Annotated in this window: 7 protein-coding genes; all 7 read right to left on the reverse strand. The window is 72.5% G+C overall.

Annotation, left to right across the window (positions count from 1 at the left end; translation table 11 throughout):
• Nucleotides 1-49 precede the first annotated feature (49 nt).
• The 7 genes from CVV72_RS11950 to CVV72_RS11980 are packed head-to-tail and all read right to left on the reverse strand — an operon-like array spanning nucleotide 50 to nucleotide 16,194.
• Entirely contained in the window at nucleotides 50-1,072 is a 1,023-nt protein-coding gene (locus tag CVV72_RS11950; protein WP_219152502.1) for a 3-deoxy-7-phosphoheptulonate synthase, read from the reverse strand.
• Complete coding sequence (locus CVV72_RS11955) at nucleotides 1,059-2,465, reverse strand: DHA2 family efflux MFS transporter permease subunit (RefSeq protein ID WP_219152503.1); 1,407 nt, start codon at nucleotides 2,463-2,465, stop codon at nucleotides 1,059-1,061. Before CVV72_RS11955 ends, CVV72_RS11950 begins: the two co-directional genes overlap by 14 nt.
• Nucleotides 2,462-12,418 (reverse strand): non-ribosomal peptide synthetase, encoded by a 9,957-nt coding sequence (locus tag CVV72_RS11960; RefSeq protein ID WP_219152504.1) that lies wholly within the window; start codon nucleotides 12,416-12,418, stop codon nucleotides 2,462-2,464. Before CVV72_RS11960 ends, CVV72_RS11955 begins: the two co-directional genes overlap by 4 nt.
• Nucleotides 12,412-13,188, reverse strand: a complete 777-nt coding sequence (locus CVV72_RS11965; RefSeq protein WP_219152505.1) for an ABC transporter ATP-binding protein — start codon at nucleotides 13,186-13,188, stop codon at nucleotides 12,412-12,414. The genes CVV72_RS11960 and CVV72_RS11965 overlap by 7 nt, the downstream gene beginning before the upstream one ends.
• The gene (locus tag CVV72_RS11970) at nucleotides 13,185-14,216 is read right to left on the reverse strand and encodes an iron chelate uptake ABC transporter family permease subunit (protein WP_219152506.1); all 1,032 of its coding nucleotides are present in this window, start codon (nucleotides 14,214-14,216) and stop codon (nucleotides 13,185-13,187) included. The genes CVV72_RS11965 and CVV72_RS11970 overlap by 4 nt, the downstream gene beginning before the upstream one ends.
• Nucleotides 14,213-15,196: an iron ABC transporter permease gene (locus CVV72_RS11975; protein ID WP_219152507.1), complete on the reverse strand. Its 984-nt coding sequence runs from the start codon at nucleotides 15,194-15,196 to the stop codon at nucleotides 14,213-14,215. The genes CVV72_RS11970 and CVV72_RS11975 overlap by 4 nt, the downstream gene beginning before the upstream one ends.
• Nucleotides 15,193-16,194, reverse strand: coding sequence for an ABC transporter substrate-binding protein (locus tag CVV72_RS11980; RefSeq protein WP_219152508.1), 1,002 nt, complete (start codon nucleotides 16,192-16,194; stop codon nucleotides 15,193-15,195). The genes CVV72_RS11975 and CVV72_RS11980 overlap by 4 nt, the downstream gene beginning before the upstream one ends.
• Between the last annotated feature and the right edge of the window lie 2 nt (nucleotides 16,195-16,196).

The raw sequence follows: 16,196 nt of genomic DNA on the forward strand, positions 1-16,196 counted from the left end.
CGGGCGCCGGTACGAGCCACCGGCCCGGCTGCCACCATGCCCTGTCCGTTCACGAGGCGATGCGCCGCACCGCGTTCGCGCAGGCGAGGGACTCCAGCAGCGGAACGGTCCGCTCCCAGCCGAGGCAGGCGTCCGTGATGCTCAGGTCGGGCCGGGGCGGCGCGGAACCGACATCCTGCCTGCCGTCGGAGAGGTACGACTCGATCATCACCCCGGCCAGCGCGTCGTTGCCCGCCGAGATCTGGTCGGCCAGATCGGCGACGACCACGGGCTGCCGGTTGTGGTCCTTGCCGCTGTTGCCGTGCGAGGCGTCGACGACGAGCCGGTGCGGCAGCCCCGCGGCGGTCAGCGCGTCGAGGGCGTCCGCGACCGCGTGCGCGTGATGGTTGGGTTTCGGGCCACCGCGCAGGACGAGGTGCGCGTCCGGATTCCCGGCGCTGCGCTGGATCCGCGGGCGCCCGTCGGCGGCGGCGCCGGGGAACACGTGGGGCAGCGCGGCCGCCCGGACCGCGGCGACGGCCGTGTCCAGCCGTCCCGACACGCAGTTCTTCATGCCGATCGGCATCGGCAGCCAGGAGGCCAGGTGCCGGTGCGGCTGGCTGGCCACGGTCCGCGCGCCGATCGCGCCCCAGCTGATGGTGTCCGCGAAATAAGGCGCGAGGAACGGGTCGACGAACTCGTACGCCAGCGGGAGCCCGGTCGCGGCGGCGTCGTCGAGGAACCGCCGACCGATCCGGACACCGGACGCGAGATCGCCCTTGCCGTCCAAGGTGGGGTCGGGCACCAGCCCGGTCCAGCCCGCGATCGTCCGCGGTTTCTCCAGGTAGGCGCGCAGGACCACGACGAGGTCGTCGGCGAACCGGCGGGACGCCTCGGCGAGCCGGTGCGCGTACTCGAGCGCGCCGTCGGTGTCGTGCACGGAACACGGTCCCACGACGACGAGCAATCGCGAGTCGCGGCGGGCGAGGACGTTCGCGACGGTTTCGCGATGCCGGACGATCTCGTCCGGCACGACTCCGCTCGTGGCCACTTCGGCCGGGCTGGGCAACGTGTCCTGGTCAAGCATCCGCATGACCTCTCTTCTTGTCGGGGGCGGCCGCCCCGGCCCGGGGCAGCCGCGTCGCACCGGCCACCGCCACGACGGCGAGGCCGAGAACACACCAGAAGGCGTCGGCGAAGGCCGCGGCGACGTCCGGGCCGCGGGCGGCCAGCCGGGCCTGCAGCACCACGGCCAGCACCGCGGTGCCGATCGAGCCGCCGAGCGTGTTGAGCAGGTTCAGCGCCCCGGCGGCGCGGGGCAGCCGGGCGGGTTCGACCCGGCGGTAGACGATCGTCATCACCGGCGCACCGATCATCGCCGCACCGAAACCGCGCAGCAGCAGGGAAAGCACGATGACCCAGTCCGGAAGGCCCGAGCCCAGCTGGGTGAAGGGCGCGGTGCCGAGAGCGACCAGCCCGATCCCGCTCAGCACCAGTGTGCGCGGCGAGATCCGGTCGACGAGGCGGTTCACCAGTACGGAACCGGCCGCCGCGCCGATGCCCTGGGGCACCAGCAGCAGTCCGGTTTCCCAAGTGGACAGTCCAGGGCCGCGCTGGAGGTAGAGCGGGAGCAGGAACATCGTGCCGAACACCGACGCGCCGAGCAGGACCAGCGCCAACGCGGCGACCCCGAACGGCGGCCGCGTGAACAGGCGTGGATCCAGCAGGGGCGCTTCGGCGCGCAGACCGTGCCGCACGAACGCCGCGAGCATCACGACGCCGAGCGCGACGGCGGTCCCGGCGACCACCGGCGTCCCCTGCTCGAACCAGGTGAGCCCGAAGACCAGGACGGCGAGCCCCGGGGAAAGCAGGAGCGCGCCCCGGAAATCGAAGCGATCGCCCTTGCCACCGGGTTCGCTCGCCGGGACCCAGCGCCGCGCCAGGATCACCGCCACCACACCGACCGGGAGGTTGACGTAGAACAGCCACGGCCAGTCCGCGACCGCGAGGATCGTGCCGCTCGCCATCGGGCCGAGCACCGGCGACAACAGCGGTACGAGACCGACGACGCTGATCACGCGCCCGATCCGGTCCGGTCCCGCGGCCCGCGCCAGGAGCGCCTGGCCGGTCGGCGGCAGCAGCCCGCCCGCGAGCCCTTGCAGAACACGGAAGGCGATGAGCGCGGGCAGGGTCGGTGCCAGCGCGCACAGCAGCGATGCCAGCAGGAACACGACGACCGCGGTGAGCCAGACGCGCCGGCCGCCGAACCGGTCGGCGAGCCAGCCCGACGCCGGTACCGCCGTGACCACGGCCAGCAGGTACGCCGTCGTCACCCATTGGACGCCGGTGACCGGCGCGCCGAACTCGCCGGCGAGGGTGTCGACGCCGACCGAGACGATCGTGCTGTCCAACGTCGCCATGAACGTGCCGAGCACCAGCACGGCGGCCGTGCGCCACAGCGCCGCGTCGATCGGGCGCGCGGTCACCGCTCCCCCACGAAGCCCGCGGCGGCACCGTCGAGCCAGGACGGCAGTTTTCGCAGGAAGCCGACCAGGTCGCCGGCGAGAGACCGGGCGTCGGTCTCCCTCGCGTACAGAACGCCTTCCCAGCCGCGCTCGCCGGGGACGACGGTGACGCTCACCGGATGGTGCGTGCGTTCACGGAATCTCGTCCCGGTGACGGTCAGGCCGGGCGCGGGTTCACGCAGCTTCGCCGGGTCCACCGGGTAGTTCTCGAACACGAGCAGGCTGTCGAACAGCCGCTCGCGGCCGGCCAGCGACGCGAGCTCCGGCAGGCCGATCCGGTGGTGCCCGGTCATCGCCTGCTGTCGTGCCTGCAGGTCGGCGAGCGTCTCGGCGACCGTCCCGGTGAACCGGGCGCGGACCGGGACGCTGTTCGCCAGCAAGCCGATGATGTCCTCGACACCGTCCACATCGGACGTCCGGTTCGAGGTCATCACCCCGAAGCTGACGTCGTGGCGTCCGGCGTGGCTCGCGAGAACGGCCGCCCACGCACCCTGCAGCAGGGTGTTGACGGTCAGCCCGCGTGCCGCGCCCAGCTTGGTCAGTTCGGCGACCAGTGCACTGTCCACAGTGAACAGAGCGGGTTCGGCGGAGCCGCCGGTACACGGCAGGTGGTCGCCTTCGGGCAGACCGGCGAGTTCCGCCCGCCAGGCCCGGACGCCGGCCGAATGATCGGCGGCGGCGAGCAGGCGGGTGTACCGCGTCGGCGGCACCGGTTCCGGCAGCGGCTTTCCCGCGTACAGGGCGAACAGTTCGCCGAGGATACGCGGCGCGGACCACCCGTCGGACAGCAGATGGTGACTCGTCAGCGCGAGAGTCTGACGGCCGGGCCCGTGGCGCAGCACCGTGACCCGCCACAACGGACCGTGGGCCAGGTCGAACGGTTCCGCCAGCTCCTCGTCCAACGCGATGTCCACATCGGACACTTCGCGGACCCGGAAACCAGCCTGCGGCTCCGCGGGGATCACCTGGACCTCGTGCGACGCCGGGAACACCGCGCCCAGGTTCGGCTGCCGTCGCACCAGCGCCGTCGCCGCAGCCCGCAGGGCCTCGACGTCGAGGTCACCGGACAGCGTGAAGGCGGCCTGCACCGGATACGGATCTTCGTCCGCCGCCCGGGACTCGCGCAGGATCACCTCCTGCAACGGGGTCAGCGGCATGATCTCGCCGGGCCCCGGTACGTCGGCGGCGAGCGCGTCCAGCTCGCGGCGGAAATGCCCGCCCAGCACGACGATCTCGTCTTCGGTGAACAACGCGGACGGCCACGTGAAGCGGACACCGAGCGTGCCGCCGTCGGGGACCATCGCGTTCACCGTCAGCGCGTACGGCAGCGGCATCTCCGCGCCGCCGCCGGAACCGAGCGGATCGGCGTCCGGCGGGAGCTGCCACAGGGTCTCCTCCACCGGCGCCTCGGGGAATCGGCCGAGATAGTTCCAGGCGATCTCCGGCCGCGGGCCGTCGACGCCGAGGATCCCGTGCCCGAGGCCATCGCCGGCCGCGCGCAGATGGTCGCGCACCGCGCGCAGCGCGTCCGGCAGTGGTCCCGCGGGTGGCGCGATCCGTGCCGGATGCACGGCGGTGAACCAGCCGGCGGTCTGCGCCAGATCGACCGTGCCCGTGAAGTCCGGGGTGTGTCCCGGCCTTCCGTGGCTTTCGACGGCGACGACCAGATCCGCGGCGGTGCCGCGCCAGGCGGCGACGGCGCGGGCGAGCGCGGTCAGCAGCACGGTGTCCGGGCCGGTGCGATAGGCGGTGGGCAGCGCGGTCAGCACGGCGCGGGTCGTGTCTTCACCCACGTCGAGCCGGTGGTGCCGCGCGGTCGCCACGGTGTCCCGCCCCGGGTCGAGCCGGGTGCGGCCGAGCGTGGTCTCCGGTGCAGCGGCGATCCCCCGCCAGTACGGCAATTCGTCCTCTCGATGCGGGGCGGCCGCGCGCAGCGACCGCGCCCAGCCCAGGAACGACTGCCCGCGCCGGTGCAGGGCCTTGCCGTGGAAAGCCTGTTCGACGTCGTCGAGCAGGACACGCCAGGTCACCGCGTCGGCGACCAGATGGTGCGCCACCAGCAGCAACCGTCCCGGCCGCTGATCGCCCGCGTCCGCCAGGACCGCCCGCACCAGCGGGCCGGTGCGGGGGTCCATCCGTGCCACGATCTGCTCGACCTGCGCGTCCAGCACCGCGCGCGGATCGCCGGGCGCGCGGACGGCGGTGAGCACGTCGGCACCGGTCACGGCGCCGGCGTCCGGGACGCGCAACGCGTCCTCGACCAGATGTGCGCGCAGGACGTCGTGACGGGCGAGAACGGCGTCGAGCACCGAGCGCCAGCGAGGAACGTCGTCCGCCGAAGGCACACAGATCTCGACCCACTGGCAGAACCCGTCGGCAGCCTTTCCCGCGCGCTGCACCAGATCACGCATGATCGGCGTGAGCGGGGCGTCGCCGACGGCGTGGGCCTCCTCGGCCTGTTCGGGTTCGCCGCAGCGCGCGGCGATCCCCGCGACCGTGCCGCCTTCGAGGACGTCGCGCGCGGTCAGGTGCAGCCCTTCGCGCCGGGCGCGGGAGACGACCCGTAGCGACGCGATGCTGTCGCCGCCCGCGTCCAGGAACCCGTCGTCCAGTGCGACGTCGGGGCCGAGCAGCTCGCGGACCACCCGCAGCAGCACCGCTTCCGCCGGGGTGGCGGGTTCCCGTCCGCCGTCCGAGCGGGCTTCCGGCGCGGGCAGCGCGGCCCGATCCAGTTTGCCGCTCGGTCCGAGCGGAAGCCGTTCCAGCGCGACGAACGCGGTCGGCACCATGTACGCGGGCAGCTCCGCGGCGAGGTACTCGCGCAGCACGGCCGGGTCCGCTTCGGCGCCGTCGACGGGGACGACGTAGGCGACAAGCCGGTCCTCGCGGACGATCACGGCGGCGGCGCGCACGTCGTCGTGCGCGGTCAGCGCGGTCTCGATCTCGCCGAGTTCGATCCGGAACCCGCGCAGTTTGACCTGGTGGTCGGCGCGGCCGAGGAACACGATCTGCCCGTCCGGCCGCCACCGGACGAGGTCGCCGGTGCGGTACATCCGCTCCCCCGGCGGACCGAACGGGTCGGCGACGAACCGTTCGGCGGTCAGCGCCGCCCGGCCGACGTAGCCCTGCGCGAGCTTCGGCCCGGCCAGGTACAGCTCGCCGGTGACGTTCGTCCCGACCGGGAGCAGCCCGCCGTCGAGCACGTACGCGCGGACCTCCGGGTCCGGACGGCCGATCGGGAGCGGGCCGGGGTCGGCCGGGTCGTAGTGCCAGGTGACCGAGTTGATGGTGACCTCGGTCGGGCCGTACGCGTTGAACAGCGCGCGCCGGTTCCCCCAGCGCCGCGCCAGTTCCGGGTCGAGCCGTTCGGCGCCGACGACGAAGAACACGTCCGGGTCGACGGTCGCGTCGTCGGGCATCGCGGAGAGGAACGAGGGCAGCAGGTTGAGCCCGGTGACGCGGTGTTCGGCGGCGTAGGCCAGCAGGTCGTCGCCGGAGGTCCGCACCTCCTCCGGCGCGATCACCGAGGTGCCGCCGGACAGCAGCGGCAGCATGAACTGCCAGAAGGCGACGTCGAAACTCGTCGAGGCGAAATGCAGGTACCGCTCGGCGGTCCCGATCCCGACGATGTCCTCCTGCAGCGCGATCAGGCTCGGAACGCCGCGATGCGGCACCGCGACACCCTTCGGTTTCCCGGTGGTGCCGGAGGTGTAGATGACATACGCGATCGCGTCCTCACACCACGGCACGGCGGGATCCGTGTCCTTTGTGGACAGATCGGCCGGGCCGATCACCGGAAGGCCGTCGACGTCCGAAGTGGACACCACGGCGGCGGGCTCGATGTCACCGAGCATGTACGCCAGCCGGTCGGCCGGGTAATCGGGATCCATCGGCACGTGCACCGCGCCCGCCTTGATCACGCCGAACAGTGCGACGACGAGGTCGACGTCGCGGCGCAGCAGGACCGCGACCGGGTCCTGGGGCTTCACTCCGGCGTCGATCAGGGTGTTCGCGAGCCGGTTGGCGCGGCGGTCCAGTTCGGCGTAGGTCAGGCTCCGGTCCCGGCACACGACGGCTTCCGCGTCCGGGGTCTCCCGGACCCAGCGGCCGAACTCCTCCAGCATGCCGCCGCGTTCGCGCTTCGGTTCCGGTCCTTCGCCGAGGCGCAGCATCGCGCGTTCTTCCTCGGCATCGAGCGCGCGCAGCCGGGAGACCGGGCGGGCGGGATCGGTCACGATCTCGTGCAGCACGGCGCGCAGCCAGCGGCCGTAGGACTCGGCCTCCTCGCGGGTGAACGCCTGGGGCTGGTAGCCGAGGCCGACGGTGAACTCGTCGCCGGGCAGCACGATCACCGTGAGCGGGTAGTGCGTGGCGTCGGTGATGTCGACGCCGACGAGGTCGAGGCCGGGCGCCAGCGTGGTGCGGGCGCGGCTGGAGAGCGGGAAGTTCTCCATCACCAGCATCGTGTCGAACAGGTCGCCCACGCCGGCCGCGCGCTGGATGTCCGGCAGCCCGGCGTGGTGGTGCTCCGTGAGCCGGACGCTTTCGGTGTGCACGCGTTCGAGCACGGTGACCGCGGTGTCGGCGGCGTCGAAGCGCACCCGCACCGGGATCGTGCTGCCGAGCTGACCGATCATGCGCTCGACGCCGGGGACGTCGGCCGGGCGGCCGGAGACCGGGCAGCCGAAGACCACGTCGCGGCGGCCGGTCAGCCTGGCGAGCAGTACTCCCCAGGCGGTCTGGAACACCGTCGTCGGCGTGATCCCGCGTTCGCGGGCGAAGGCGCGCAGCTCTTCGCTGAACTCCCCGCCCAGCTCCACGGTGACGCGTTCCGGACGCTCCACAGTGGACTCGACGCTCGCCGGGGCGAGTCGCGTTCCTTCGTCGAGTCCGGCGAGGGCCTCGCGCCACGCTTCCAGCGCCGCGTCCGGGTCACGTTCGCCGAGCACGCGGTGGTACTCCGAAAGTGGGGGCGCGACCGGGGCCGCCGGGCCGCCGCCGAGTTCGGCGTAGGTGGCCAGCAGCGTGCGGCCGACCAGCGGCATCGACCAGCCGTCGAGCAGCGCGTGGTGGTTGGTGAGCACCAGGCGGTGCTCGTCCGGGCCGAGGGTCAGCAGCAGGAACCGGATCAGCGGCGGGGCCGCCGGATCGAAGGGACGGGCGAGTTCGGTGCGGCACTCGACCTCGACCTGGTCCGGCGAGACCTGCGCGAACCGCCAGTCCAGGGTGACCTCGGCGGGCACCACCTGGACGACCTCGCCCGCGTCGGTGGTGTGCAAATGGACCCGCAACGCGGGATGCCGCCGCAGCACCTCCGCCGCGGCCTGCCGCATGCGGTCGGCGTTCAGCGCGCCGCTGAGCAGGGTGACGGCCTGCACCACGTAGACGTCGGTGTCCTCGGTGCCGCGCGCCAGGGTGTGGAACGAAAGCCCGGTCTGCAACGGGGTCGCGGGCAGCACGTCCTCGACCCGGCCCCGGCGTTCGAGCGCGTCGATGTCGGCCTGGTCGAGGCCGACCAACGGCAGGTCCGATGGCGTGAGCCCGCCGCCGTCCGGCCCGATCCGTGCCGCGTGCGCCGCCATGGCGTCCAGCGATCGCGACCACGCTTCCTGAAGCGCCGCAACGCTTTCCTCCGGCAGGACCTGGCCTGCCGCGGTCCATTCGACGGCGAGCCGGGGACGGCCGTCCTCACGGACGAAGCAGTTCAGCGCCAGCACCTGTTCGAGCGACTTGCCCGCCGGTTCGGTGACCGCGAACGGATCCTCTTCGGGCAGCCGCCAGCCGGTACCGGGCAGAGCGGCGAACCGGCCGAGGTAGTTCAGGACGACGTCCGGCGGCGGGACGGCGGCGAGTTCGTCCCGGGTCAGCGGGTCGAGATACCGCAGGACACCGAAGCCGACGCCGTTGTCCGGAACCGCGCGTTTGGTCTCCTTCGCGGCCCGCAGCAGCTTTCCCGCCGCATCTCCGCCGGCGAGCGCGCTGTCGTAGTCCGTGGTCGCCGCCACCGCGGTGGCGGGCACCCGCAACGGATGTTCGGCGGTGAACCAGCCGACGGTGCGCGAGAGGTCCAGGCCCTCTCGATCCCGGCCGTGTCCTTCGACGGACACGGTTTCGGCCTCGACCGGAGCACCGCGCCACGATCGGAGCGCGAGTACGAGCGCGGCGAGCAGGACGTCGTCGGGTCCGGCGCGGTAGGCGGCAGGCAAGCCGTTGAGCACCGCGTCGGTCTGCTCAGGGGTGGCGAGGGTGACCGAACGCCGCGCGGTCGCGACCGTGTCGGCGGTCCGGTCGAGCGGCCGGTGACCGAGACGCGGACCGTCGAGCGCGTCGCGCCACTGGTCGAGTTCGCCGCGCCGGGCGCCTGAAGCGCCTTGCTCGGCAAGGCTGAGCGCGTGCCGTCGCCAGGAGGTCCCGACCGGTTCGAGCGGCTCACCGGCGCACGCGGCGCGCAGATCCGGCAGGAGAACCCGCCAGGAGACACCGTCGATCGCCAGATGATGGATCACGATGACGAGGTGACCGGGCAGCAACACGACCTTGAGCACCCCGGCCCGGAGGTCAAGGGACCCCGCCAGTTCCGCCGCGACCTCGGCCGGGTCCCCTGTCGTCTCGATGACGACGTCGGACGCCTTCACCGTGCCGCGTTCCCGGACCCGCAATTCGTCATCTACTTGCAGGCGGAGGACGTCGTGGTGGTCCAGGAGCGTTTGGACGCCTTCGGTCAGCAGGGCGGGTGGAAGGTCCTCGTCGAGCCGGAGCGCGGTCCATTGCGTGTACCCGGCGATCGTCGCGACGTCCGGATGCGGGTCGAGCAGGGCGCGGACGATCGGCGGGGCGGGCACCTCTCCGATGGGCTCGTCCGGTGGTGCGGCCGGGCCACCGATCTCCGCGCTCGCCGCGGCCAGCGCCTCGAAGCTGCGGCGGGCGAGCAGATCGCGCGGCCGCAGGTCGAGACCGTGCGCGCGCAGCCTGCTGCTGACGCTGATCGCGGTGATGCTGTCGCCGCCCAGTGCGAAGAAGTCGCCGTCGACCGCGACCTGGTCGACGCCGATCACCTCGGCGATGGTGGCGCACAACAGCCGTTCGCGTTCGGTGGCGGCGGTCCTGCCTACCGCCGCGCTCGGGGCGGGCAGCGCGGCCCGGTCGATCTTTCCGTTGGAGGTCAAGGGAAGCGTGTCGAGGACGACGACCGCGGCCGGCACGAGATGCTCGGGCACCCGTCCGGCGAGTTCCGCCCGTACGTCGTCCGGGACGACCTCGCCGACGACGTAGCCGACGAGCCGGGGCCCGCGCACCGCGGCGGCGGCTGCCCGCACTCCGGGAACGGCGGCCAGCGCGGCCTCGACCTCGCCGAGTTCGACACGGTGGCCGCGTACCTTCACCTGGCCGTCGCGGCGGCCCAGGTACTCCAGGCCGCGACCGGGCACCCAGCGGGCCAGGTCGCCCGTGCGGTACATCCGGTCGCCGGGCGAGCCGAACGGGTCGGCGACGAACCGCTCGGCGGTCGCGCCGGGGCGGCCGAGATAACCGCGCGCCAGATGCGAGCCCGCGAGGTACAGCTCACCCGGTGTTCCGGCGGGCGCGGGACGCAACGCGGCGTCGAGCACCCGGACCGCCGTACCGGGCACCGCGGCGCCGATCGTCGGTTCCCCGTCGTCCAGCCAGGATCCGGCACCGTCCACAGTGGCCTCGGTCGGGCCGTACATGTTGCGGGCGCGGACACCCGACTCCGCGACCTTGCGCCACAGCGCGGGCGGAGTCGCCTCGCCGCCGAGGACGAGCAGCGCGGGCGGGTGCGGGCCGTCGAGCAGTCCGGCGTCGACGAGCGGCGCGGCCATCGACGGCGTGGTGTCGACGACGTCGATCCGGTCGCGGGCGAACGCGGCGAGCAGCTCGTCGGCGTCCCGCGCGACGTCGGTGCCGTAGACGTGCAGTTCGTGTCCGAACAGCAGCCACATCAGCTGGTCGAGCGCGGAGTCGAAGGCGAACGAGTAGGTGTGCGCCACCCGCAGCCGCCTGCCCGCGGCACGTTCGGTCTCGGCGACCGTGGTCGCGCGGTGGTGGCGCAGCAACGTCGCCAGTCCCCCGACCCGGCCGAGGACGCCCTTGGGGCGGCCGGTGGAGCCGGAGGTGAAGATGACGTACGCGAGGTCTTCCGGATGGCGGGGAATGTCCAGCGGCGATGAGTCCAGTGTGGACAGATCGGTCTCGCCGAGCACGAGCCGAGGCCCCGGCACGATCTCCGGATCGTGGGTCACGGTGAGCACCGCGCCGGCTTCGGCGGCGAGCTCCCGCAACCGCTCGACGGGATGGGCGAGATCCAGCGGCAGGAACGCGGCACCGGCGTCGAGCACCGCCAGCAGGGCGACGACGAGATCCGCGGACCGCGGCAGCGCCAGCGCGACGACGTCGTCGCTCCCGACACCGCGGGAACGCAGGGCCCGGGCGAGACGGTGTACCCGCGTGACGAGTTCGCCCGCACTCAGCCGTTCTTCACCGAAGACCAGTGCGGTCTGTTCGGGCTCGAGACGATCGAGAAGTTCAGGTACGCCAAGGAGTTCGGCGTCAGGCGCGGGCGTCGACCACGCCTCGAGGAGCGTGTCCCGCTCTCCCTGCGGCACCAGGTCGGCACCGGCGACCGCCGGGCCGTCCGGTTCGGTCAGCGCGGTGAACAGGCAGCGCAACGCGGTCAGTTTGGCGTCGACGGCAGCCTGGTCGTGGGTCCGCGCGTCGACCTCGAAACCGAGCAGCAGCCCGCCGTCCGAGGTCGGGAGCACGGACAGGCCCATGTCCTCCGGCGGTCCACCGGCGACGTTGCGCATGGTGCCGTGCGAGCCCGCGAAGTCGAGCTTCAGGTCGAACGCCTTGAGGTTGATGCCACGGCCGTGCAGCAGCGCCCCGGCGCCGGGCACCGCGAGATCCTGCGGCAGGTCCTCGCCGCGATACCGCTGGTGCGTGCGCATCTCCTTCAGCGCGCCCGCGACCCGCGCGGTCAGCTCCGCTCCCGTGTCCTGTGGCAGCACGCCGACTCGCAGCGGCAGCACGTTGACGGCCATCGCCGGGGTCCGCAGCGCGGCTCCTTCGCGACACATCAACGGCATCGCGAACACGACATCGGTCCAGCCCAGCACGCGGTGCAGGAAGGCGGCGTAGCAGGCGATCAGCGCGTCGCCCCACGTCGTCCCTGCACGTTTGCCCAGTTCACGCAGCCGGGCCACGTCCGAAGCGGGCAGGACGGCCCGCGCGGTCACAGTGTGCTCGGGCGGTCCCGAGGCGCTGCCGCCGTCGTCGAGATCCGGCAACGGCGTGAACCGCTCCCGCCAATACTCACGGTCTTGGGCGAACCGTTCGCTCTCCCGGTAGGCCCGGTCGGCCTCGACGAGATCAGCGAAGCGCGCGAAGGTCGAGGGCGGAACTTCCTTGCCCTGGGCCGAAGCGGTGTAGCGAGCGGCGGTCCGGCGGGCGAGCATCGCCGCGGTGTAGCCGTCGAACACGAGGTGGTGCCCGAGCTGGGTGAACCACACGTGCGAGCCGGAAAGCCGCAGTACGAGATGGGCGAACAAGGGTCGGTCCACCATGCCGCGGCAAGCCTCGGCGACGCGGCGGCGTTCGGCGTCCACCCGCGCGTGCGCGGCGGCCACCGGATCGGCCTCGCCGCGCAGATCCACGATCTCCGGCAGCGGCATCCCGTCGTCCGACACCACCTGACGTGGGCCGTCCGGCGTCTCGAAGACGCGCAACCGCAGGCTGTCGGCCTCTTCGGCGGTCGCGCGGATCGCCTCGGTCAGCGCGCCGACGTCGACCGGCTCTTCGCCGACGATTTCGATGACATCCCCGACGACGTAGTAAGGCGAGTCGGGTTCGAGGCGCTGCGCGGTCCAGATGCCGAGCTGGGCTCCGGTGAGGTTCAGCATGAGGGCACCACCATCGGGGTTCCGGTCACCGGGTCGGGCACGACGACGCTGGGCAGATCGAAGACCTCCTTCATCAGCTCGGCGTCGACGATGTCGGCGGGCGCGCCTTCGGCCACGATCCGGCCGTCGCGCAAGGCGACGAGATGGTCGGCGTAGCGGCAGGCCTGGTTGATGTCGTGCAGGACGGCGATCACCGTGCGGCCTTCGTCGCGCAGGCGCGCCAGCAACCCCAGCAGCTGGTACTGGTGCGCGATGTCGAGGAACGACGTCGGCTCGTCGAGCAGCAGGTACGGCGTCTTCTGCGCCAGCACCAGCGCCACCCACACGCGCTGCCGCTGTCCGCCCGAGAGCTCCTGCACCGGACGGTCGGCCAGCCCCGCCACCCCGGCCGCGGTCATCGCCTCGATCACCGCGCGTTCGTCCTCTTCGGACCACGACGCGAACAGCGACTGATGCGGGAACCGGCCGCGCGCGACCAGCTGCCGGACACGGACGTCCTCCGGCGCGACCGGGTCCTGCGGCAGGAAACCGAGTTCCCGCGCCAAACCCTTGCCGGGGAAGGAACCGACGTCCTTGCCGTCGAGCAGGACCTCGCCGTCCGCCGGACGCAGCAGCCGGACGAACGCGCGCAGCAGCGTCGACTTGCCACACGCGTTCGGTCCGACGACGGCGGTGAACGCGCGGTCGGGCACGTCGAGGCTCAGGCGGGTCGACACGACCCGGTCGCCGTAGCGCAGGGTCAGCTCCCGCGCGGTCAAACGGGCACTCATGTGCGCCGAACCTCCTTGGTGAGCAGCCAGATCAGATAGCCGCCGCCGATCACGGTGCTGACCACACCGACCGGCAGCGCTTCCGGCGCGAGCAGCATCTGGGCGGCCAGATCGGCGCTGGTCAGCAGCACCGCACCGGTGAGGGCGGCGGGCAGCAGGCCGATACCGGGCGTACGGGCCAGCCGCCGCCCGATCTGCGGCGCCGCGAGCGCGATGAACGCGATCGGCCCGGCGACGGCGGTGACCGTGGCCGTGCAGCCGACCCCGATCAGCACCAGCACCAGCCGCAGCCGGTCCCAGCGGACACCGGTGGTGACCGCCAGCGCGCCGCCGAGCGCGGCCTGGTGCATCGCCGGTGCCCTGGTGAACAACACGACGAACAGCACCGCGAGCACCCCGAACGGGATGGCGACGTCGTCCCAGCCGACCCCGTTGAGCGAACCGGCGTTCCAGCCGACGGCCGCGATCGCGATCTCGAGTTCGGCACGCAGCACGATCCACGAGTTGAGCGCGGTCAGCATCGCGTTGATCGCGATGCCGATGACGATCAGCCGCAGCCCGGACAGCCCGCCGCCGAGCGACAGCGCGTAGACGATGGCCGCCGTGATCACGCCGCCGAGCACCGAGCCGATCGTCAGCTGCGTCGAGGTCCCCGACAGCACGGTGATCGCGAACAGCGCGCCGGTGTAGGCGCCGGCGTCGAGGCCGATCACGTCCGGGCTGCCGAGCGGATTGCGGGTGATGCTCTGGAAGATCGCGCCCGCCAGCCCGAGCGCGGCACCGAACACCAGCCCGGCCAGTACCCGCGGCAGACGCCATTCCCGGATGACCACGCCGGGGCCGCCACCGGAACCGGTGAGCGCGGCGAACACGCGGGCGGGACTCGCCCACGCCGCGCCGTAGCAGAGCCCGAGCAGCGTCAGCCCGGCGATGACCACCAGCATCGCGACGAGGAAGTAAAGGGTGCGGCGTTCGATCCGGGCGGAGAACCGCCCGCGCCGCAGGACGAGTGCGTTCACAGTGGTCACAGCGGCGCCGCCCCGTATTTGCGGACGGCCCAGATCAGCACCGGACCGCCGAGGAACGCGGTCACGATCGCGACCGGGACCTCACCGGTCGGCAACAGAACCCGTGATCCGACGTCCGCGGCCAGCATCAGGACCGGGCCGAGCAGCGCGGCGAACGCGATCAGCCACGGGATCGAAGCGCCCGCCACCCGCCTGGCGAGATGCGGCACGATCAGCCCGACGAACAGGATCGGCCCGGCCAGCGCGGTGGCCGCACCCGCCATCAGCGTGATCAGCAGCAGGGTGATCGTCCGGACGCGAGCGACGTTCGCGCCGAGGGTGTGCGCGACCGTCTCGCCGAGCGCGATGGCGTTCAGCTGACGGCTCACCGCGAACGCGCCCAGCAGGGACAGGCCGATGATGATCAGCGGCACCGTCGTCGGCGCCTGCTCACGGCCTGCCAGCGAACCCACCGACCAGAACCGGTAGACGTCGAAGGTGTCCGGGAACAGCAGCCGGAGCCCGAGGGTGAGCCCCAGCAGCACGGCGCTCAACGCGGTCCCGGCGAGCACCAGCCGCAGCGGCGACTTGCTGCCGACCGCGTATACCAGCGCCGAAGCGCCGAGCGCGCCCAGCACCGCCAGGCCCAGTTCGGTCGGCGCCGACGCGGCGAGGCCGAACGACGAGCCGACCGCGATGGCGAACCCGGCTCCGGCGGTCACGCCGAGCACGCCGGGTTCGGCCAAGGCGTTGCGGGACAGGGCCTGCACGAGCACACCGCCGACGGCGAGGGCCGCGCCGACCCCGATCGCCAGCACCGCCCTCGGCATCCGGATGTCCAGGACCACGGCCCGGTCACTCGGATTCCCTTCGCCCAGCAGGGCGCGCACGACCTCGCCGGGGGCGATGGCGTGCGCGCCGATGCCGACGCTCAGCACGGCGACCACGACGAGCCCGAGCAGTGCGGCGCCGAGCAGCGCGGACCGCCCGGTGGTGGTCACTGCTTGAGCAGCGGCGCGAACGCCTGGTCGACGGCGTCCAAAGTGGACGTCGCGGCCCGGTAGGTGGCGGCCTCGGTGTAGCGGAACGGGTAGACCTTGCCCGCCTTCACCGCGGGGAGTTCCTTCCACAGCGGCGAGTCGAGGACGTACTTGACCGGCGCGGGCACGGAACCGTCGGCACTGACCGAGTAGGTGATGGCGTCGGCCTGCGCGAACGCGGTCGACAGCTCTTCGATCGACGGGTACTCGCTGACGTCCTTGGAGCCGCCGCCCTTGACCTTCACCTGGCCGTAGTAGGTGGCGCCGACGTCCTGCGCGATGTTGGTGCCCCAGGAGCCGTTGAACTCGCGCTGGAAGTTGCCCTTGGCGACCTCGCCGTAGGCACCGACGTGACCCAGCTTCAGCTGCGGCAGCACGGCCTTGTACTTCTCGGCCAGCCCCTTGGCCTTGGTGTCGTACGCGGTCTTGAGCGCGTCGAACCCGGCGGTGGCGCCGGCGGCGTCGGCCTGCTTGCGGGACAGCTCACGCCACATCGACGGCACCGACGGGCCGATGGCCACGACCGGCGCGATCGCTTCGAGCCGCTTGATGTCGATGTCGGCGAGCACCGGCTTCGGCACGCCGATGACGATGAGGTCCGGATCCGCCTGCGCGATCGCCTCGTAGTTCGTCTCCGCCGCCGATTCGCCCGCGACCTTCGCCAGCTCGTCGTACTTCTTGCGCTCCTGCTCGTTGAACAGCGGGATGCCACGCTTCCAGCTGGACACCCCGACCAGCGGCGCGCCCGCTTCGAGCAGGGCGGGGACCGCGTAGCCGGTGGCGATGACCCGCTTCGGCGAGACCGGGATGGTGATCTGGCCGTTGTCGGCGGCGAACACCCGGGTCGGACCGCCGTCCGCCTGCCCGGCGTCGCCGGAGCCACAGGCGGTGGCCGCGGTCACGACCGTCAAAGCGAGCGCGAGCGCTCCGGCGAGACGGCGGGTTCTGGTGGTGCGCATGG

This window comes from Amycolatopsis sp. TNS106, from assembly GCF_019330265.1.
GTDB classification, from domain to species: domain Bacteria; phylum Actinomycetota; class Actinomycetes; order Mycobacteriales; family Pseudonocardiaceae; genus Amycolatopsis; species Amycolatopsis lurida.